Source organism: Pseudarthrobacter leeuwenhoeki (assembly GCF_055412885.1).
The window spans coordinates 40180-57733 of the sequence record NZ_JBVAYY010000007.1 but is presented as its reverse complement, the minus strand read 5'-3'; the positions used below and the strand labels follow the sequence as shown (position 1 = coordinate 57733).

Here is a 17554-nt window from a genome sequence, read left to right as displayed (position 1 = left end):
GCATGGAATTGGCGTCACAGAAATCTCCCCAGGAGCAACTAGTCACCGGCAACAGGGCGTTCCGCCTGGCACACCGGGTCTCGGACACCGTTAATCGTGCCCGCCTGAAGGCTGCCCGGCGCTGGGACTTTGTCCCGACGACCGTCGCCTACCAGGGCTACGGATCCACCACCTGGGTCCGGGTCCTCGGCCGGGTGGTACTGACCAGCAAGCCCCACCCCGGCAGCCGGACTGAGCAGGCAGCGCAGAACGGCAACCAGAACATCCGCGGCTGGCGGGCTTTCACGTCCGTCCCGATCCAATACTCCGAGGTGGAGATCGAGATCGGCGGGGTGACCGCCCGGGTGCATGCGGACCGCGGCGGCCTGGTGGACACCGTCGTGCAGGTGGAGCTCACCCCGGGCTGGCACACCGCGGTGCTGCGCGCCGAGGGGACCAAACCTGCCTCGGCGAAGATTTTCGTCATTTCCGCCGAGACCAAGCTCGGGATCGTGTCAGACATCGATGACACGATCATGATCACGGCGCTCCCCCGGCCTTTCCTTGCGCTCTGGAATACCTTTGTGCTCAACGAGCGCGCCCGGATGGCGACGCCCGGGATGGCCGTGTTGATGGACCGGATCATGGTGGAGTACCCGGAGGCCCCGGTGATTTACCTGTCCACCGGGCCGTGGAACGCCGCCCCCACCCTGGCGCGTTTCATCACCCGGAACATGTACCCCTCCGGCACCCTGCTACTCACCGACTGGGGACTTACGCATGACCGCTGGTTCCGCAGCGGCCAGGAGCACAAGCGCCGCAACCTGGAACTGCTCGCCGAGGAATTCCCGAACATGCGCTGGCTGCTCTTCGGGGACAACGGCCAGCACGACGAATCGATCTACTCACACTTCGCCCAGCACCACGGTGACCTGGTGGCCGCCATCGGCATCCGGCAGCTCTCGGCCAGCGAAGCCGTCCTGGCCGGCGGCCACTCGGAGACCGGAGACCACACGGGCTCCAATGTTCCGTGGATCTACTCCCCGGACGGTGCGGGCATGGCCAAAAGCCTGCAGGAGCTGGAGATTCTCTAAACGCCCGCCGGACGGGAGCCGGGCGCCGTTGCTGTACTCAGTGCGGGTCCCACGCCGCCGCCGGTTTCATCATTGAATGTCGGTGCCTCTTGAGATGCTTGGGGCATGGATCGAAGAGACTGGAGTGCGGAGAGCCGGGAGGCCCTTGGCGGCTGTCGCCGCGTCCGCTGCTGCGCTGGCGGCCTTCACCGGCGCGGACCACGCTGATCCTCCCGGCGTTGATCCGTTGCGCGACGCCGAAACTGATCCGCTGGGGGCTGATCCCTTGCGGGATCTGGCGGATGCTTGCCTGGACGGCCTCGCCGAAGTCGCGCGGCTGGAGGCCCGGACCGCGGCGCTGAAGGTGCGGCTCGCCGCCGAGTACCTGCAGGCAACCCGGGCCCTGGCGCCGCCGGCGGTGTCCCCGCACGATGCCACCGTCCAGGCGATCAGCCTGCCGACTGGGGGCTGGCGGCGTCGGACGCGACCGGTTCGGTGCCGGCGTCGGGAGTCACCGGGTCAGCGTCCCGGTGCCGTGCCGCGAGGACCTCCTGGAGCCAGTAAAACGAGGCTTTCTTTGTGCGCTCCTGGGTCTCGCGGTCCACGTGCAACAGCCCGAATTGCTGCTTGTAGCCACCCGACCATTCGAAGTTGTCCATGAGTGACCACACGTAGTACCCGTGCAGCTCGACCGAGTCAGCCGCGCCCCCGGGTGACGTCGCTTCGATGGCGGTGGCAATGTGGTCCGCCAGGTAGCGCACCCGGCGTTCGTCCGGGATGATCAGCCCGCCGTCCGGGTCCCGGATCTCAAGATCTTCGAAGCTCGCCCCGCCCTCGGTGATGTAGACCGGTGGAAGGTTCGGGTAGCGCTCAGCCATTTCCGCGAGCGCGACGGCCATGTACTCCGGTTTGATGGGCCAGCCGTACGCGGTGGTCTCGGTGTCAGGGAACGCGACAATGTGGAACGGGGAGCCGGGTGCGGTGCCGCTCAGGTCATCGCCCATCGCCTCGGCCATCCCTTTGGGCACGGCACTCTCGCCCGGGCCGGACGCCACACGCGTTGGCATGTAGTAATTGAGCCCGTAGAAGTCCAGCGGCTGCGAGATCAGCTCCATGTCTTCGGTGGACGGACTGAAGGAGGAGAAGAACGTGGCGGCCCGGATGGCGTCGGGGTATTTGCCGAGCAGGACGGGGTCCGCGTAGAGCCGGTTCTGGGCCATGTCCATGAGACCGGCGCTGAGCTTGTCCAGGGGGTTAATCGAGGCGGGAACCATCGGCGAATAGACATTCGTCAACCCGATGTCGCCCGGCACATTGGCGGCCCGGAGCGCCTGCAACGACAACCCGTGGCCCAGCAGTTGGTGGTGGACGCTGGGCAGGGCTTTCAGCTTGAGCGCTTCGCCCGGCGCGTGCATCCCCAGCATGTAGCCGTTGGTGCTGACCGTGGCGGGTTCGTTGACCGTCACCCAGCGGATCACCCGGTCTCCATACGCGGCCGCGGCGATCGCGGCGAACTCGCCCAGCCGGTAGGCCGTGTCCCGGTTCATCCAGCCGCCGGCCTCATCCAGCTCCAACGGCGTGTCCCAGTGGTACAGCGTGGCCATCGGTGCGATCCCGTTGGCCAGAAGCAGGTCGATCAACCGGTCATAGAAGTCGAGGCCGGCGGGGTTGACCGGCCCGCTGCCGCCGGGCTGGATGCGTGACCAGGACAGGGAGAAGCGGTAGGAATCGACCCCAAGTTCCTTCATCAGGGCCACGTCTTCGGGCATCCGGTGGTAGTGGTCGCACGCAATTGCGGGGCTGTGGTCCCCCACGATCGCACCTGGCCTGGCAGCGAAGTGATCCCAGCCCGAGGGACCTCGTCCGTCCTCATCCAAGGCACCTTCGATCTGGAAGGCTGCAGTGGCCACGCCCAGGGTAAAGCGCGGCGGCAGCAGGGCAGCCAAGTCCTTGGCGGATGCTTTCATCAGTGGATTCCCCTATGTAGTTTCAGGCAGTTCACTGATTTTAGGCCGCGGCGCATCCGGTGTCACATGCAAGGCCGCGCAGTAGCCACGGGGGTCGCGATTCATTGACTCACCGCCCTCGAAACGGACCGGGCAGGGACCAGACGGCGCCGGCTGCGGCCGGCGTCCTCTGGTCCCCCGCTGATGGACGGCTGGACGGCGTGCGTCCGCCGCGCAGTAGCGTTCCGATCTCCTGCATCTTGCCCTGCGTGTGATTTCAATCTTCCGCGGCTTGGCCTGTTCCAGCACCGGAATGCGGAGCGTCAGGACGCCGTCGGCGTAGTGCGCCTTGACCTTCCCGGCGTCCAGGGTGTCGCCCAGAATGAGCTGGCGGCTGAAGACGCCGCGCGGCCGCTCCGAGGCAATCAGCTCAACGTTGGGCTGGGTCGGGTCCCGCCGTTCAGCCCGCACGGTCAGGACGTTACGCTCAATGTCGAGGTCCAAACGGCACCGGCGCGACACTGATGCAAGAGGCAAAGTGGCGGCACGACGGAACGGCGTCAGGAAACTGCAAAGGAGTACTGTGACGGAAGGTCAGGAACTGGGCATCTACGCGATCTCCGTGGTGGCCCAATTGGTCGGGACCGGGCAGCAGAACATCAGGCTTTACGAGCGGAAGGGCCTGCTGACACCGGACCGCACCGCCGGAGGAACGCGGCAGTACAGCAACGCGGATTTGGCGGTCCTGCGGCGGATCAGCGAACTGCTGGAGGAGGGGCTGAACCTGGCCGGGGTGGCCAAGGTGCTGGAGCTGGAGGCGGTCAACGCCCGGCTGCAGAGTGAGCTGCACCGCCTCCGCTCGCGCCGCACCTAGGTATTACGCCTCCGGCCTCCGGCCCCCGGCGATGCGGTGGGATTCCTCGAGGGCTTCGCGTTCCTCCGTCTTGACCGTGAGCACGCCTTCTTCCCAGATCCGGGCCATGAGCCCGCCAGGCCGGGCAGTCATTACTGGCTGGTGTCGGCCCTGGAAAGCGTTCCGGTGATCTGCTCACCGCGGATGCGGGCGGTCCGCCAGGTGTCCAGGGCGATCACGCCGCCGAGAACCACGAACGAGATGGACAGCGAGGCCATCGCGTCGGTCAGCCAGTGGTAGCCCAGGTAGAGCCGGCTCACCGCGGCGAAGAAGATCCCGACGCCGGCCAGCAGGAAGCCAGCGACGGCGGCCAGCCGGTTGTGCCGGCGGGAGAAGATCAGGAAGGTGCCGACCAGCAGGAAGTCGCAGGCGCCCAGGACGTGGCCGGACGGGAAGGAGAAGGTGTAGTCCGCGCCGAAGAGCATAAGGTCCACGGGCGGGCGCTGGCGCCCGATGGTGCGACCGATAATCTGGCCGAGGATCACGCCCGTGAGCATGGCGCCGGCCAGGAGGATCGGCCGCCAGGCGTGCTTGGCCAGCAGGCCCCAGGTGACGGTAACCACGAGGATGATGATCGGCAGGGCGACGGGGCCGAAAACGATCGCGAGGATGATCATGCCCGTCGTGAGCGGTTCGGAGCGGAGGGTCAGGAGCCAGGCGCGGACCGGTTCGTCGGCTGCCGTGAGGCCATCCTGCTGGAGGACACTGGCAAGGATGGAGACGAACAGCACGGCGCCAAGAATCATGAGGCCGACGGCGATCCGGTACAGGTTCTTCCGGTCCCGCTCGCTCATGTAGCGTTCCTCCACCACGAACTTGTCGTGGAAAACCCGCCACCGGCCGGGCGATTTCCCGGTAGTTTCCTCTGCCATTCCCGTCTCCGCCTCTGCGCCGTGTGTGGTCATTTCGTTCGTGAAGAATATCCCGGTTCCGGTGCTGCCGCAGGGGCTGGTGCTCCCCGGAAGCCCCGCGGCGCGCGCCCGGTAGCCTGAAGCCATGGGCGTTATGAATGAACTGATCAACCCGGGAGTGGTCCGCTCGCTGGCGCGGATCCTCGCCGCGGCCGCACCGGGCCGCCGCTTGACCCGGCTCGCCGCAACGGCCGGGGAACTCGACGAACTGAGCCTGCGGGAACGCACCGACCTCCTGAGCCGCGCCCTGTTGGCTGACCTGCCCGGAAATTACTCCGGCACCGCAGACATCTTCCGCCGTGCACTGGATGATCCGGACTTCACCGGCTGGATGATCTGGCCCGTGACCGAGACAGCAGCCACCCTCGGCCTGGCCCGCAAGGAAACCGGCGACTTCGAGGACTGCCTGGCTCTCCTCGCTGAGCTGACGCCAAGGCTCACCGCGGAATTCGCGATCCGGCGGCTCCTCGCGGCCGATCTGGACCGGGCACTGGTTGTCATCCAGGGCTGGACCTCCCACCCGGACTGGCAGGTCCGCCGGCTCGCCAGCGAGGGCACCCGGACATACCTGCCGTGGGCGATCCGCGTCCGGGAGATCACGGACCGGCCCGCCGCGACCCTGCCGATCCTCGATGCCCTGTACCGGGACCCGGTCGAGGACGTCCGGCGCTCGGTGGCCAACCACCTCAACGATCTGGCCCGCCACGCCCCCGACGAGGTGGTTGCCACGGCGGCCAAATGGCTGGCCGCCCCGGACGCGAACACGCCCAGGGTGGTCCGGCACGGGCTGCGGACCCTGCTCAAGAAGGCCCACCCCGGTGCGCTGGAGCTGCTGGGGTTCCCGCCCGCGTCGCTCGCCGTGGCGCCGCCGCGGCTGGAGCGCACCGTCGTCGAGCTTCCCGGAGAGCTCGCCTTCGATTTCGAGGTGTCCAATACCGGGCCGGCGGAGGCCCGGCTCGCCGTCGACTATGTGGTGCATTATGCCAAGGCGAACGGCACCCGCGCGGAGAAGGTTTTCAAGCTCGGAACGTCCGTCCTCGGGCCAGGCGAGTCCCGGACGTTCTCGAAGCGCCACGCTTTCCGCCAGATGACCACGCGGCGCCATCATCCGGGCGCGCACGTCCTGGAACTTCAGGTCAACGGCGTACGGTACGCGGCGACCGAATTCCTGGTCCGGACCGAGAGCGTGCAGGAACGGCGCGGCGATTTGACGGACCGATAAGTATGACGTTATTGTCACTTCGATCATTGGAGCCGACGAGAAACACCCAAGAAAGAACAGTGCGATGACCACAGAGTGCATTGAAATCCAGGTCGACAGCCGTCAGGTCCTTGACGAACGGCTCGACGACGCCGTCCGCGGGCTTCAGCAGATCGCCATGGAAGCCGGGACGCAGGGTATCCTGCTCACCCGGCACACGGCCGGCCACTACACCGCGGCACTGTCCGACCAGGTGCCCTTCGGCATGACCCGGGAACTCATCCACTGACCCTGGCAGAGCCTGGGTGCCTGAGGTAGGCGCCTGCCCTCAGCGCAAAAAGCCAGGTCCCGGGCGGCGGAGCATCGACTCCCGCCCGGGACCTTCTTTGTGCCAGCCCGTTTCAGACGGAAACGGTCAGGATGGAATGGCCAGCATGGAACGGTCAGGGCAGTGCGCGTCACGTGCCCAGGGTCCAGTACTGCACGGGGCTCCTCTTCAGTCTTCGGTGGGCGTCGTGCGCAGCGGGTGGTAGTTCCGCCAGCTGTGCTCGGGCGCATAGCCCAGCAGCCGTTTTGCCTTGTCGATCGAGAGCAGGGTTTCGTGCTCGCCGAGCTCCTTGGCCACCCGCACGTCGGGGAACACCTCCGCGGCGAGGCCGGCGCTGGAGCGGCTCATCACTGTGTCCGCGTTGGCGATGATGAACGCCTCGAACCCCGGGATGCCGTGCTCGAGGGCGCGGGCCACGGCCTGCGCGCCGTCCCGGCCGTCGATGTAGCCCCAGAGATTCCACTTGCGCAGCCTGGCGTCGGCGTCGAAGCCGGGGAACTCCTCGTAGTCCTCCGGGTCCATCACGTTGGAGAAGCGCAGGCCGGTGATGCTCAGCTCCGGATCCCAGCGGGTGAGCTGGACCGCCATCTGTTCCTCGAGGTGCTTCACCAGGGAGTAGGTGCTTTCCGGCCGCGCCGGGTATTCCTCGTCCACCGGGAGGTAGGGAGGGTCGACGTCGAACGGCAGTCCCAGCACCGTCTCGCTGGAGGCGTAGACAATCTTCTTGATCCCGGCGCGGCGGGCAGCCTGGAAGACGTTGTAGGTGGCCTGCATGTTGTTCTCGAAGGTTGCGGCGTCCGGGGCGTGGCCGGGTGCCGGGATCGCGGCGAGGTGCACCACTGCGTCGAACCCCGTGTGCCGGTCTTCAAGGCCCAGGAACACATCCACCACCTGGCCGTAGTCGCGCAGGTCCACCTCGGTAAAACCGTGTCCGCGCCTGCCGGTGCGGTCCAGGTTGGTGACCTCGTGCCCGTCCTCGCTCAACCGCCGGACGACGCTCCGGCCCAGCTTTCCGCTTCCTCCGGTAACAGCAACTCGCATCAGTACTCCTCGCATCGTGGGACGGTGTGGGTTTGTTCCACCCTAGAGGGGGCCGGAGACGGTGCACACCCCCCTGGCAGGCCCGGCCGCGGCACCGGCGCCCAGGGGGCGGGGCTCCCTTTCGGCCGGGCGCGGCCCTCGGCGTGACTTTTGGCCCTAGGCGTGGCCGGGCGGACCGGTCAGGCTGGTGCCATGAACGCTGAACAGCGGATAGTCGTGGGCGTGGACGGTTCGGATTTCTCGACGACGGCGCTCCGGCTCGCCGGGCGCATGGCTCGCAGCCTGGACGCGCCGCTGGAAGTCATCACCTGCCTGGGCACCTCGGACCGCTTCCTGGCCTCGCACCTGCCCGAAGAGAGCTCCCCCACCACCACCCAGCTCGAAGAGACGGCCAAACGGCTCGTCGCCGAGTCCCTGGAGCGTGCCTTCGGCGACGATGTCCCTGCAGGACTGACCCGGACCGTGAAGTTCGGCCCGCCGGCCAAGGTCCTGGTGTCGGAGAGCAGGGACGCCCAGCTCCTGGTGGTCGGCCGGCGCGGCCGCGGCGGCTTCCTCGCACAGATCATGGGATCGGTCAGCGGCGCCTGCGCGGCCCATGCCCACTGCCCGGTACTGGTGGTCGGCGACGACGACGATAAACGCCGGGCCAGGGAATGAACCGCAGCCGGTGGCCGGTGCGGGCCCTCTGGACCCTCACCGGTGTGCTGACCCTCCCCGCCGCGGTGACTGGGCTGCTGTTCCCGGAGATCTACCGGGGCGTCGTGGCACCGGAGCTCCTGCCCGGCGCGGTGTCCCAGGACCTGATGTCCGCCGTCGCCGGCGTTGCCCTGCCGGTCCTGGCCTTCGCCGACCGGCGGGGTCGGGCCAAGGTGCAGCTCGTGGCGCTGGGAATCCTGGGCTTCCTGTTTTACGCCTACGGCATCTACTCCATCGAGCGGCTATACAACGGCTTCTACCTCGTCTACCTGGCCGTCTTTGCCCTGTCCTTCTGGGGGATGGTTTACACGGCCCTGGAGCTCCGGGCGGACGGGCCGAGGCGGGCCCGGCTGCCACAGGGCATCCGGGTCCTGTCCGCCTCCGGCGCGCTCCTGCAGCCGCTCATCTTCTATCCGCTGTGGATAGCCATGCTGCTGCCGCTGATGCGGACCGGCGATCAAATCGATTCGCTCTACTCCGTCTTCGTCCTTGACCTGTGCTTCATCATGCCGGCGTTCCTCATCCTCGCCGTCCTGACGTTCCGGGACCGCTGGCCCGGGCTGGTGTTCATGCCCGCGCTGTATCTGCTCGGCTCCACGCTGATCTTTTCCCTGGCGCTGGGCGAACTGTTCAAGCCGCTTTTCGACGTTCCGGTGTCCGTGTTGTCCCTGTGGTCCTCGGTACTGCTATCGGCCCTCTTCCTGGTGCTGGGCGGGCTGCACCTCTGGAAGCTGGACCTGAACCCCAGTAGCACAGCGGCGCCCCGCAACCGGACTCCCCTGCCCCGCACAGCGGGTGCCGGCGCCGACGCCATTCCCGGTCCGGGCGCGGGTCCGGGCTCAGGACCGGGGAGGTAGGAGCCATGGCACAGCTGCAAGCTGCGAAGCAGATCCGGCGATGAGCCGGACCCCTACCTCCCTCCGGCTCATCGGACCGCTGGCTGCCGTGGCGTCGGCCGCGGTCGCCGCCGGCTACGTCCTCGCCGTCCGTCCCCGGATGCTGCACTGGGGTGCGACCGGCCAGGAGACCGCCGCCCCGCTTCCGGGCGACGAGCTCGTGCGAACGCCCCGGATGCAGAGCACCCGGGCCGTCACCATCAACGCGCCGGCCGCGAGCGTCTGGCCCTGGCTGGTCCAGCTGGGTGCCGGACGCGGCGGGATGTACAGCTACGACCTGCTGGAGAACGCCGCGGGCCTCGGCATGCACAGCGCAGACCGGATCCTTCCCGAATACCAGCAGCTCGACGTCGGCGATGTCGTCCCGTTAGTGTCCAAGAAGGGTCCGGACGTGGGGATTCCGGTCCGGCGTATGGAGACCGGATCAGTGCTGGGCCTCGGCGGCACGATGGATCCGCGCAGCGGGATCATCAGGCCGTCCGGCGGCGCTGCCGCGGGGCCGCGGGTGGAGCTCGGCTGGACGTTTGTGCTGCAGCCTGTCCAGGAACGCAGCACGAGGCTGCTGTCCCGGACGCGCTACGACTATTCCCCGCTGACCGTGGGGCTGATCCTCCGGCCGGTGCTGGAACCCCTGCAGTTCATCATGGAACGCCGCATGCTCCTGGGCATCAAGTCCCGGGCAGAAGGCCGTGGCCGGTAGCTGGGCGGCTGGCAGCCTCCGTGACCTTGTGCCCTACGCCGGCTGCCCGCGCGGGAATAGCCTGAAGGTTCGGGGCCGGCGTGCGGCCGCCCGCCGGGTTCCGGGAGGAAACCAGTGAAATCGGAAAAAACCAGCATCATCGCCGGCATCGCACTGATGGCGGCCGGTGTCCTGCTGCTGCTGGATCTGCTCGGGATCCTGGACAGCGCGGCCCTCGTGTGGCCGTTAATTTTCGCTGCCGCCGGGACCGCTTTCGTGGTCCTGTTCGTCCGCAGCCGCGACAACTGGTGGGCCGCCATCCCCGGCTCGGTATTCCTGGGCCTGGCGGCGGTCATCCTGATCACCCAGCTCTGGCCGGGGCCGGCGGCGTACTGGGCCGGGGCCTTCCTGTTCCTGTTCATGGGCGCAGGCTTCGGCGCAGTCTATGTGCGCGAACGGTCCAACTGGTGGGCGCTGATCCCCTGCGGGGTGATGCTGACCCTGGCCCTTGTGGTGGCCCTCCCTCCGGCCTGGGAAGGCATGCCTGTTCCCGCTGTCCTCTTCCTCGGTCTGGCTGCCACGTTCGCGGCGCTTTCCCTGGTTCCCGTCCGGCCCGAACACCGCCCCGCCCAGCCCGCCGGCATCCCCGGCCAGCCAGGGGATACGGAACCGGCCAGAATGAAGTGGCCCCTGATTCCGGCCGCGATCCTGGCCGTGATGGGGCTGATCTTCGCCCTGCAGGCCACGGCGCTGCTCACCGCGAGCGAGTTCTTCGTCCCTGCGCTCCTGCTGCTCGCCGGCGTGGCACTGTTGGTCTACGCCTACCGCCACCGCACCGGCAGCCACCACAACGTGCACGGCGCCTGACGGATCAGGCGTCCCCTGCCAGTTCGGCCATGGCCGCCCGCAGGCGTGTGCCGGCGTCGTCTGCCACTTCGCGGACCGCGGGGGTCCCGCTGAGCTGCACCATGGTTTGCGGATCGATGGCCTGGACCGTCGTCGCGGTCGCTCCCGTTCCGCGGCGCACCACCACATTGCAGGGCAGGAGCGCCCCCATTTCCGGCTCGGCAGCGAGCGCCCGGCTGGCGAGCATCGGGTTGCAGGCACCCAGGATGACGTAGTCCCCCAGTGCTTCCGCGGCGTCGTCGCCGAGTTTGGCGGCGAAGGTGGCGCGCACATCGATTTCCGAGAGTATCCCGAAGCCCTGGGCGGCGAGCGCCGCACGCGTCTTTTCGACGGCGTCCTTCCAGCTCAGCGGGACGACGGCTGTGTAGGTGTAGCTCATGCTGTTGCTCCTGGAGTGGTTTTGGCGGGCAGAAGGTAGTCGACAAACCAGTCCCTGGCGAGGATGGCAGCCGCCGCCAGCGTACCCGGTTCTTCGAAGAGATGCGTGGCACCCTGGACGACGGCCAACTGGTTGGGGCAGCGCATCATGGACTTCGCCTTGCGGTTGAGCTCCAGCACCTCATGGTCGTAGCTGCCCACGATAAGGAGGGTGGGCGCACGGACGGCGGACAGCCTGGGACCGGCCAGATCGGGGCGGCCGCCGCGGGAGACGACGGCGTCGATCCTGGCGGTGGGTTCGGAGGCGGCCCAGAGCGCGGCGCCGGCACCGGTACTGGCCCCGAAATAGCCGATCGTGCAGGCAGCCGTGGCCTGCCGGGTGGCGAGCCAGTCAGTGGCAGCGGACAGCCGGCGGGCCAGCAGTTCAATGTCGAAGACGTTGGCACGGTTTCGCTCCTCCGCCGGTGTCAGCAGGTCCAGCAGCAGGGTGCCGAGACCGGCCTGCTGAAGCACCCCGGCGACATACCGGTTCCGCGGGCTGTGCCGGCTGCTGCCGCTCCCGTGCGCGAACAGCACCACGGCCCGCGCCGGAACCGGCAGGTGCAGCTGGCCCTGGAGCCGGACGCCGCGCGACGGGATCTCGACTTCCTCATCGAAGTCCGCCGCGTCCCGCATGCTGGCCACGGCCGGCTCCCGGGACGTCGTCTGCGAGTCCCGCAGGCGCTTGGCCGCAGCGTCGAGCAGCTGCACGACCTCATCGTCTTCGGTGGGCGAGAAATCGCGGTAGTGGTAGCCGACCGCGGAGAACTGGTACGGGGTCGCGAGGCAGACCACCTCGTCGGGCTCGGTCAAGCTCCTCAGGGTGTCTGCGGGGGCGACTGGAACGGCCAGGATAACCTTCGCGGCACCGAGCTTCCGGGCGATCCGGCAGGCGACCCGGGCGGTGGATCCGGTGGCGATCCCGTCGTCGACAATGACGGCAATGCGTCCGGTGAGGTCCTGCCTGGTCCGGCCCTTCCGATAGCGGACCACCCGGTTTTCCAGCACGGCACGCTCGTGGTCTTCGACCGCCTGCAGCTCTGCCTCAGTGACGCGGGCATGGGCCAGCACGTGTTCTTCCAGCACGCGGGCGCCGCCCTCCCCGATCGCTCCCATGGCAAGCTCCGGCTGGTAAGGAAGACCCAGCTTCCGCACCACGATCACGTCCAGCGGCGCGTCAAGGGCGGCGGCGACCTCGAAGGCCACGGGGACGCCGCCGCGGGGCAGGCCCAGCACCACGATGTCCTGACCCCGCAACTCCGCGAGCCGCCTTCCCAGTTGCCGGCCGGCGTCGACCCTGTCTTCGAAAATGCTCATCGGTATGGCTTTCCAATAGGAATGTCGGCCGTGACCTCATCCAGGCGTGCGCTCCGCAGGCTGGGAAATTGACCAGTTGGCCGCTCCTCCCACTATCTGTCAGGAGGCACTGGGATGTGAGGGCCTTAATGCCCGGATTGGCCCGCGCCCCCGCTTCGAGGGCTAGGCCGTGGGCTCGGCCGGGTGCGGGGCAGGCGTCCCGGCGGTCACGTCAAGGATGGTGCGGATCGTGTCCTCGTGGCCCAGGATCCGGAAGTGTCCGGCAGTGTCGAGCTGGATATTCCGGGCGCCGGGGAGCATGCTCCCTTCGGGGATGTGCGGGTCAAAGAGCCCGTAGACCGAGGTGATGCGCCCGTTGACGCGTTCTTCACGGGAGAGCTGCATGGTCACGGCATTCCGTGGCGAGAAGGCGCGCAGGCTCGGCAGGAGCATGAATGAGGCATAGCTTGAACCGGAGAACGGCGAGCAGACCGCCACCATGCCGGCGATCCGGCGTTCGGGATCCAGCTGCAGCATAACGAATTTACCGATCAGGCCGCCTTTGCTGTGGGCGACGATCATCGCGTCCGTGAGGCCCCGGTCGCGGATGTATCCGGCAATCAGGTCCGCAGCTTTGGGCACCGCGAGCCGGTTCCGGTGCAGCAGGGTCAGCACGTGCACCGGGTGGCCGGCCTGATGAAGCCGTTTGACCAGCGGCAGCATAAAGTGCCAATCCTCGTACACTCCGGGAATCACCACCACGGGCCGTGCGGTCCCGTCAAGGAAATCCTCAGGCCTGGTCCGGGACGCAGCACTGAGGACCTGCCGGCCCGCGGCGTAGAGGTAGTCCTGGCCCCACCACCGGGCCGCCTGCAGGGCCCGGCTCACGCCGGGCGCCGTTGGGGAGCCTCTTCGGCCGTCCGGCGGACCCCTGCGAAGTCCAGGATGGCTCCTGCCACTTCCGCGGAGCGGTTGTGCTGCACCACGTGCCCGGTGCCTTCTATTTCGAGCAGTTGCCCCTGGGCTGCGTGCGCGGCCAGACGACGACACCAGTCAGAGGTGGCCACGGGATCGTTGGCGCCGCGCACCACGAGCACCGGGGCAGAAACCCCCGGAATCTTTTGCTCCGTCGGATAGCCCATCATGACGCGCAGGGTCTTCAGATACCAGAGGGGCCCGCAGCGGAAATAGTCCGTAGCAACGAGCGCATTCGAGGAGGGGCTTTCGAAGAACGCGCTGTCCCGGCCCAGCGCCAGCGCCTGTTGAACCACAGTGCGTCGCTTCGCATCGACCACAGGGCCCATCAGGACCAGCTGGGAAATCCGGCCGGGCTGCTGAAGTGCCGCTTCGATCGCGAACTGGGAGCCCATCGAGTGGCCGACGAGCACGAACTCCAGGACCCCCAGCTGTTCGAGAGCGCCGAGGATGTAGGTGGCGTGGTCGGCGACTGTGAGGGTGTGCTCCGGCCGTGGCGTGGAGCCGAAGCCGGGCAGGTCGATCGAGTAGGTGTCGACAGATTCGGCCAGCAGCCCGTGGAGCCTCCTGTAATAGCGGTGCGAGACGCCGATCCCGTGGATCAGCACGACGGCCGGACGCGCCGCGTCGGCTCCGAATGGGCCGGCTTGGCGTGTGGAGACGAACACATGGCCCAGATGGCCTGCGGCCTCGATCTCAAAGCGGTCAGGCCTGCTCATGGTGGGCTCTTTTCTGTTCAGCGCATTTGTTTAGCGCCACTCATCAGCGCCTACTAAGCATACTGACTAAATCAGCCTGTCAGTCTTCCCTCTTGTCGCGCTCGCTGAACTCCTCATCGAGGTCGTAGTGCCTGAACTCGGTCTCCGGGTTCGGTTCACCATCTGCCACGTATTCGTGGTCCAGCTGACGCTGTACCTGACTGTCGAGGATCTGCAGGTCCTTGGTTTCCACCTTAGTAAGGTCCGTCGGGAACTCATCCTCCGGCTTGAGGTGCAACTTCTCGGTCATGGCATTCCTCTCTAGGCCGGGAATGTGGACTCGAATTTGCGGCGTCCCGGCCGCCACCAGAATACCCGCGTCCATCGAAGAGGGGAATACGCCGGCCGGGCGGCGGTGGATCTTGGGCAGCCACAGCCAACGGCCGGGCCCTCGCAGTTGGACCCGAGCAGCCGGGCGGCCTCAGTCCGCAGCAGGCGCGTGACCTACTCTGGGCCGAAGTTGACAAGCCAGTCGGTCCCGAACCGGTCCGTGCACATGCCGAAGACGTCTCCCCAGGCTGCTTTCGCCAGGGGCACGGTCACCCGTCCGCCGTCGGCGAGCTTGTCGAAGTAGCCGCGCAGTTCGGCCTCGTCGGTCATGGCTTCTTTCGCGCTGTCGCGGAAATTCAGGGACGGGCTAAGGGGTGGTCATATCCGGACTCCTTGCTACTAAGGCGCCAGCCAGGGTGCCGCGTGCGGCCACGGCGGCGCACGTTAGGGCACGTCGTGCCCCAGATCAGCCATCCAGAGCAGGTGCGCCCGCGCTCATTCTTGCTGACGGCGCCGCTTAAGCAGTCTGGCCGGCGTGCTCGCCCTCTTCGATTTCCTCCAGCAGTTTGTCGTTGAAGGCGGGAAGATCGTGCGGGGTCCTGCTGGTCACGAGGCCCTGGTCGACAACAACTTCCTGGTCGCTCCAGTTGGCACCGGCGTTCAACAGGTCCGTCTGGAGCGTGTGGTAGGACGTGACATTCCGGCCGCTGATGACGCCGGCGTCGATCAGCAGCCAGGGGCCGTGGCAAATCGAGGCCACCGGCTTGTGCTGCTCGAAGAAGGCCCTAGTGAAGGCCTGGGCGTCCTTGTCGGCCCGGAGGTGGTCCGCGTTGACGACGCCGCCGGGGATCACCAGGGCGTGAAAGTCGGAGGCGTTCGCCTCGGCGACGGTAAGGTCGACGTCGAACTTCTGCCCCTTCTCGGTGCCGTCGTAGCCCTGGAGCTTTCCGCCCTTGGGGGCCACCAGCGTGGGCTCGCCGCCCGCCTCCTTCACGGCGCTCCAGGGGCTGGTCAGTTCCACCTGCTCCACACCGTCCGTGAGCAGGAAGGCGACTTTCTTACCGGCAATGTTGTGCTCTGACATGGGTCCTCCTCTGGTGCCCGGGGAGGAACACGCAGCCGGTGGCCCGGCCTGGATCCTCCACACGGAGAGATTGATGCCTTACAGGATCCACTGTAGGAAGCGACAAAATAATAAGCAAGCTGAGTATGTTGCTGTTTTGGTCCCCGCCGAAAACGGGCGCTTCGGCGCCGCGGCCCCCCGCTCCGTCGGAAATGAGAGCCGCATCCGGTCAACGGTCCTCTGGCCAGCGCATCACGGCCTCGCTACTCTGGCGGAAGGAGTTGCTACCCGAAAGAAGGCCGTCGTGGACGAACGTCACATTCTGGAACGCATTTCAGCGCTGGTGGAAGAAGAACAGGCGCTCCGCGAGAAGGCCCCGTCCTCCTCGCCGGACTATGAGCACAGCCCCGAGCACGCCAGGTTGAAGCGCATTGAAGAGGACCTGGACCAGTCCTGGGACCTCCTTCGGCAACGCCGGGCCAAGCTGCAGTACGGCGAAAACCCGGATGAGGCGGAGCCCCGCCCCATCAGACAGGTGGAAAACTACGAGTCCTGAGTCCCGGGCGGGTATGCGATGTTGATTGGGCTGCTGGGCGACGTCATGCTGGGCAGACTCGTGAACGAGCGGCTGAGACGGGTCGACGCCGATTACCCCTGGGGAGACACCGCCTCCGTGCTGCGCCAGGCGGACCTCACGATCGCCAACCTCGAATGCGTCCTGGCAGCCCGCGGGGAGCCGGAGGCCGGGAAGGTATTCCATTTCCGTTCCGACCCGTAGAACGTGGCCAGCCTCCGGTCCGCGGGGATCGGGATGGTGTCACTGGCCAACAACCACGTCCTGGACTACGGGGCCGGCGTCTTCCACGTGCCGGTGGTGGACAGTACCCCAGGGTAGCTGAACTGCTGGCCCTGGTCCGGCGGACGAGGGCCCGCGCCGGGCTCCTGATCGTCTCCGCCCATGGGGGCCGAACTGGGGCTCCGGGGCACCGTCCGAGCACCGCGGGCTGGCGCGGGCTCTCATCGAGGCGGGGGCCGTCTATGGCCATTCACCGCACATCTTCCAGGGCATCGAGGTGTTCAGGAACCGGCCGATCCTCTACAGCGCCGGGGACTTTGTGGACGACTACGCGGTGGATCCGCTGGAGCGCAACGACCAGTCGTTCATCTTCCTGCTCGAAACGGACCGGGGCACACCGCTGAGGCTCCGGCTGTACCCTACGCTGATTACCGATTTCCAGGCACGGTTGGCGGGCCGGGGTTCCCGGCAGATCGCGGAACGGATGCAGCGGCTCAGCCGGCACCTCGGGACGGCGAGCAGCTGGGACGCTGCCGGCGGGTTCCTGGAAATTCCGCTGGCTGCAGCGGGCTGAGATGTCCTTCGGCGCCGGCAGGCCGCTTCGGACTTCCCGGTTCACGGCCGGCCCGGTCAGGGTTGGGGGCGCGATGGCCTGCGGCCGAAGGTCCGCAACAAAATGTGCAGGCTGACGAGCAGCACCCACGCCGGGAAGACCAGGGTGGCCCAAAGACTCAGGGTCACGGTGAGCAGGAGCGTTGTCGCGGCGACGTAGGTTATGACGGCCAGCCACTTCGGCATGGCACCGGTGCGAAGCCAGATGGTCCCGAGGGAAATCATAAAGACACCGGCCATACGAAGGGCGCAGACATTGCTGATCTGAAACATCACGGCACGCGCGAAATATACGATTTCTTCCGTAGAGGCCGGGTCCGGGCCGGTCTGCGCGGATGCGAGGATGCCGCCCGCAACCGCCATCGACACGAAAATCATGGCACGGAACAACAGGCCGCTGCCGAAAAAGACAGAGGCGAAGAATTTGTCTTCCCCGTCCCCGGGCCTGTCTCGGACAACCCCGATGAACCAGAGGAACGAAATGCCTGCAAAAGGCATGATGGTCAGGGCAGCCGACAGCGCGGGGGTGCCCTGTTCCAGCCAGGCGGTTCCCCTGTCGACCTCCTCGGGAGTCGCGACGCGAAGGAGGACGAGGCTGCCTGCGAAGAGCACCGCGAAGAGCACTCCCGCGATGGCAGCCGACCGGGGGGTGGTCAGCCGGCGGAACTCTGCCGGGGCTGCCGGTGTGGCCATGATCAGACCCTGCGTTCAGAGGCATGCTGAACATGGCGGACGTTGCGGCCACGAACATGAGGGCGGCGAGGGCTACGGCCGCGTGGGCTGAGCGGGGACTGGATA

The 17554-nt window shown here is 67.3% G+C and carries 22 protein-coding genes and 3 pseudogenes; 12 read left to right on the top strand and 13 right to left on the bottom strand.

All coding sequences use genetic code 11. The features are described 5' to 3' along the window. The first annotated feature begins 2 nt into the window (after positions 1–2). Positions 3–1073: an App1 family protein gene (locus ACZYX4_RS07625; RefSeq protein ID WP_463874890.1), complete on the top strand. Its 1071-nt coding sequence runs from the start codon at positions 3–5 to the stop codon at positions 1071–1073. 428 nt (positions 1074–1501) lie between these two features. Here the strand turns inward: ACZYX4_RS07625 and ACZYX4_RS07620 are convergent, their stop codons facing one another. Together ACZYX4_RS07620 and ACZYX4_RS07615 are read right to left on the bottom strand one after the other, a co-directional pair. Next, entirely contained in the window at positions 1502–3019 is a 1518-nt protein-coding gene (locus tag ACZYX4_RS07620) for a glycoside hydrolase family 1 protein (protein WP_463874889.1), read from the bottom strand. A 226-nt stretch (positions 3020–3245) separates the two neighbouring features. Then, positions 3246–3502 (bottom strand): annotated as a pseudogene (locus ACZYX4_RS07615) (Hsp20/alpha crystallin family protein); the annotation flags it as partial. Positions 3503–3581: 79 nt separating this feature from the next. Here ACZYX4_RS07615 and ACZYX4_RS07610 point away from each other — a divergent pair. Then, a complete protein-coding gene (locus ACZYX4_RS07610) occupies positions 3582–3872 on the top strand; it encodes a MerR family transcriptional regulator (protein ID WP_463874888.1) in 291 nt (96 codons plus the stop codon). A 3-nt stretch (positions 3873–3875) separates the two neighbouring features. Here ACZYX4_RS07610 and ACZYX4_RS07605 read toward each other — a convergent pair whose 3' ends face one another. Further along, a complete protein-coding gene (locus ACZYX4_RS07605) occupies positions 3876–4004 on the bottom strand; it encodes a hypothetical protein (RefSeq protein WP_463874887.1) in 129 nt (42 codons plus the stop codon). Beyond that, the gene (locus tag ACZYX4_RS07600) at positions 4004–4783 is read right to left on the bottom strand and encodes a phosphatase PAP2 family protein (protein WP_463874886.1); all 780 of its coding nucleotides are present in this window, start codon (positions 4781–4783) and stop codon (positions 4004–4006) included. The genes ACZYX4_RS07605 and ACZYX4_RS07600 overlap by 1 nt, the downstream gene beginning before the upstream one ends. A 124-nt stretch (positions 4784–4907) precedes the next feature. Here ACZYX4_RS07600 and ACZYX4_RS07595 point away from each other — a divergent pair, with 124 nt between their 5' ends. Both ACZYX4_RS07595 and ACZYX4_RS07590 read left to right on the top strand, forming a co-directional pair. After that, positions 4908–6044 (top strand): DNA alkylation repair protein, encoded by a 1137-nt coding sequence (locus tag ACZYX4_RS07595; protein ID WP_463874884.1) that lies wholly within the window; start codon positions 4908–4910, stop codon positions 6042–6044. 64 nt (positions 6045–6108) lie between these two features. Beyond that, positions 6109–6312: a hypothetical protein gene (locus ACZYX4_RS07590; protein ID WP_463874883.1), complete on the top strand. Its 204-nt coding sequence runs from the start codon at positions 6109–6111 to the stop codon at positions 6310–6312. A gap of 207 nt (positions 6313–6519) precedes the next feature. On the opposite strand, the gene ACZYX4_RS07585 is transcribed toward ACZYX4_RS07590, so the two are convergent. After that, positions 6520–7392, bottom strand: coding sequence for an NAD-dependent epimerase/dehydratase family protein (locus ACZYX4_RS07585; protein WP_463874882.1), 873 nt, complete (start codon positions 7390–7392; stop codon positions 6520–6522). 192 nt (positions 7393–7584) lie between these two features. Between ACZYX4_RS07585 and ACZYX4_RS07580 the strand changes: the two genes are divergently transcribed. The 4 genes from ACZYX4_RS07580 (at position 7585) to ACZYX4_RS07565 (ending at position 10530) form a co-directional block, all read left to right on the top strand. Then, positions 7585–8049 (top strand): universal stress protein, encoded by a 465-nt coding sequence (locus ACZYX4_RS07580; protein ID WP_463874881.1) that lies wholly within the window; start codon positions 7585–7587, stop codon positions 8047–8049. Continuing rightward, entirely contained in the window at positions 8046–8945 is a 900-nt protein-coding gene (locus tag ACZYX4_RS07575; RefSeq protein ID WP_463874880.1) for a hypothetical protein, read from the top strand. Before ACZYX4_RS07580 ends, ACZYX4_RS07575 begins: the two co-directional genes overlap by 4 nt. A gap of 40 nt (positions 8946–8985) precedes the next feature. Then, positions 8986–9684, top strand: coding sequence for an SRPBCC family protein (locus ACZYX4_RS07570; protein ID WP_463874879.1), 699 nt, complete (start codon positions 8986–8988; stop codon positions 9682–9684). A 114-nt stretch (positions 9685–9798) separates the two neighbouring features. After that, positions 9799–10530 carry a hypothetical protein gene (locus tag ACZYX4_RS07565; RefSeq protein ID WP_463874878.1) on the top strand — a complete coding sequence of 244 codons (732 nt, stop codon included), beginning with the start codon at positions 9799–9801 and terminating at the stop codon, positions 10528–10530. Positions 10531–10534: 4 nt separating this feature from the next. Here the strand turns inward: ACZYX4_RS07565 and ACZYX4_RS07560 are convergent, their stop codons facing one another. From ACZYX4_RS07560 to ACZYX4_RS07530, 7 genes and pseudogenes are all read right to left on the bottom strand, one after another. Then, positions 10535–10948, bottom strand: a complete 414-nt coding sequence (locus ACZYX4_RS07560; RefSeq protein WP_463874877.1) for a DUF302 domain-containing protein — start codon at positions 10946–10948, stop codon at positions 10535–10537. Then, positions 10945–12303 carry a phosphoribosyltransferase family protein gene (locus ACZYX4_RS07555; protein WP_463874876.1) on the bottom strand — a complete coding sequence of 453 codons (1359 nt, stop codon included), beginning with the start codon at positions 12301–12303 and terminating at the stop codon, positions 10945–10947. The genes ACZYX4_RS07560 and ACZYX4_RS07555 overlap by 4 nt, the downstream gene beginning before the upstream one ends. 162 nt (positions 12304–12465) lie before the next feature. Continuing rightward, complete coding sequence (locus ACZYX4_RS07550; protein ID WP_463874875.1) at positions 12466–13170, bottom strand: esterase/lipase family protein; 705 nt, start codon at positions 13168–13170, stop codon at positions 12466–12468. Then, complete coding sequence (locus ACZYX4_RS07545; protein ID WP_463874874.1) at positions 13167–13976, bottom strand: alpha/beta fold hydrolase; 810 nt, start codon at positions 13974–13976, stop codon at positions 13167–13169. The genes ACZYX4_RS07550 and ACZYX4_RS07545 overlap by 4 nt, the downstream gene beginning before the upstream one ends. Positions 13977–14055: 79 nt before the next feature. Continuing rightward, on the bottom strand, positions 14056–14265 hold the full coding sequence (locus tag ACZYX4_RS07540) for a hypothetical protein (protein WP_463874873.1): 210 nt from the start codon (positions 14263–14265) through the stop codon (positions 14056–14058). 194 nt (positions 14266–14459) lie between these two features. Beyond that, positions 14460–14612 (bottom strand): annotated as a pseudogene (locus ACZYX4_RS07535) (VOC family protein); the annotation flags it as partial. 190 nt (positions 14613–14802) lie between these two features. Next, entirely contained in the window at positions 14803–15369 is a 567-nt protein-coding gene (locus ACZYX4_RS07530) for a type 1 glutamine amidotransferase domain-containing protein (protein WP_463874872.1), read from the bottom strand. A 283-nt stretch (positions 15370–15652) separates the two neighbouring features. Here ACZYX4_RS07530 and ACZYX4_RS07525 point away from each other — a divergent pair, with 283 nt between their 5' ends. The 4 genes and pseudogenes from ACZYX4_RS07525 to ACZYX4_RS07510 all read left to right on the top strand — a co-directional run bounded on the left by ACZYX4_RS07525 (position 15653) and on the right by ACZYX4_RS07510 (position 16718). Then, on the top strand, positions 15653–15904 hold the full coding sequence (locus ACZYX4_RS07525; RefSeq protein WP_463874871.1) for a DUF2630 family protein: 252 nt from the start codon (positions 15653–15655) through the stop codon (positions 15902–15904). An 18-nt stretch (positions 15905–15922) separates the two neighbouring features. Next, positions 15923–16126 (top strand): CapA family protein, encoded by a 204-nt coding sequence (locus ACZYX4_RS07520; protein WP_463874870.1) that lies wholly within the window; start codon positions 15923–15925, stop codon positions 16124–16126. Between the two features lie 226 nt (positions 16127–16352). Further along, positions 16353–16415: pseudogene (locus ACZYX4_RS07515) on the top strand (hypothetical protein); the annotation flags it as partial. A gap of 6 nt (positions 16416–16421) precedes the next feature. After that, on the top strand, positions 16422–16718 hold the full coding sequence (locus ACZYX4_RS07510) for a hypothetical protein (RefSeq protein WP_463874869.1): 297 nt from the start codon (positions 16422–16424) through the stop codon (positions 16716–16718). A 56-nt stretch (positions 16719–16774) separates the two neighbouring features. On the opposite strand, the gene ACZYX4_RS07505 is transcribed toward ACZYX4_RS07510, so the two are convergent. Continuing rightward, on the bottom strand, positions 16775–17449 hold the full coding sequence (locus ACZYX4_RS07505; protein ID WP_463874868.1) for a hypothetical protein: 675 nt from the start codon (positions 17447–17449) through the stop codon (positions 16775–16777). Between the last annotated feature and the right edge of the window lie 105 nt (positions 17450–17554).

What these genes read in the sequence shown, in the direction of transcription:
- ACZYX4_RS07625 (WP_463874890.1), top strand. Translation starts at nt 3, where the DNA reads ATGGAATTGGCGTCACAGAAATCTCCCCAGGAGCAACTAGTCACCGGC.
- ACZYX4_RS07620 (WP_463874889.1), bottom strand. Translation starts at nt 3,019, where the DNA reads ATGAAAGCATCCGCCAAGGACTTGGCTGCCCTGCTGCCGCCGCGCTTT.
- ACZYX4_RS07605 (WP_463874887.1), bottom strand. Translation starts at nt 4,004, where the DNA reads ATGACTGCCCGGCCTGGCGGGCTCATGGCCCGGATCTGGGAAGAAGGC.
- ACZYX4_RS07600 (WP_463874886.1), bottom strand. Translation starts at nt 4,783, where the DNA reads ATGGCAGAGGAAACTACCGGGAAATCGCCCGGCCGGTGGCGGGTTTTC.
- ACZYX4_RS07595 (WP_463874884.1), top strand. Translation starts at nt 4,908, where the DNA reads ATGGGCGTTATGAATGAACTGATCAACCCGGGAGTGGTCCGCTCGCTG.
- ACZYX4_RS07590 (WP_463874883.1), top strand. Translation starts at nt 6,109, where the DNA reads ATGACCACAGAGTGCATTGAAATCCAGGTCGACAGCCGTCAGGTCCTT.
- ACZYX4_RS07585 (WP_463874882.1), bottom strand. Translation starts at nt 7,392, where the DNA reads ATGCGAGTTGCTGTTACCGGAGGAAGCGGAAAGCTGGGCCGGAGCGTC.
- ACZYX4_RS07580 (WP_463874881.1), top strand. Translation starts at nt 7,585, where the DNA reads ATGAACGCTGAACAGCGGATAGTCGTGGGCGTGGACGGTTCGGATTTC.
- ACZYX4_RS07575 (WP_463874880.1), top strand. Translation starts at nt 8,046, where the DNA reads ATGAACCGCAGCCGGTGGCCGGTGCGGGCCCTCTGGACCCTCACCGGT.
- ACZYX4_RS07570 (WP_463874879.1), top strand. Translation starts at nt 8,986, where the DNA reads ATGAGCCGGACCCCTACCTCCCTCCGGCTCATCGGACCGCTGGCTGCC.
- ACZYX4_RS07560 (WP_463874877.1), bottom strand. Translation starts at nt 10,948, where the DNA reads ATGAGCTACACCTACACAGCCGTCGTCCCGCTGAGCTGGAAGGACGCC.
- ACZYX4_RS07555 (WP_463874876.1), bottom strand. Translation starts at nt 12,303, where the DNA reads ATGAGCATTTTCGAAGACAGGGTCGACGCCGGCCGGCAACTGGGAAGG.
- ACZYX4_RS07545 (WP_463874874.1), bottom strand. Translation starts at nt 13,976, where the DNA reads ATGAGCAGGCCTGACCGCTTTGAGATCGAGGCCGCAGGCCATCTGGGC.
- ACZYX4_RS07540 (WP_463874873.1), bottom strand. Translation starts at nt 14,265, where the DNA reads ATGACCGAGAAGTTGCACCTCAAGCCGGAGGATGAGTTCCCGACGGAC.
- ACZYX4_RS07530 (WP_463874872.1), bottom strand. Translation starts at nt 15,369, where the DNA reads ATGTCAGAGCACAACATTGCCGGTAAGAAAGTCGCCTTCCTGCTCACG.
- ACZYX4_RS07520 (WP_463874870.1), top strand. Translation starts at nt 15,923, where the DNA reads ATGTTGATTGGGCTGCTGGGCGACGTCATGCTGGGCAGACTCGTGAAC.
- ACZYX4_RS07505 (WP_463874868.1), bottom strand. Translation starts at nt 17,449, where the DNA reads ATGGCCACACCGGCAGCCCCGGCAGAGTTCCGCCGGCTGACCACCCCC.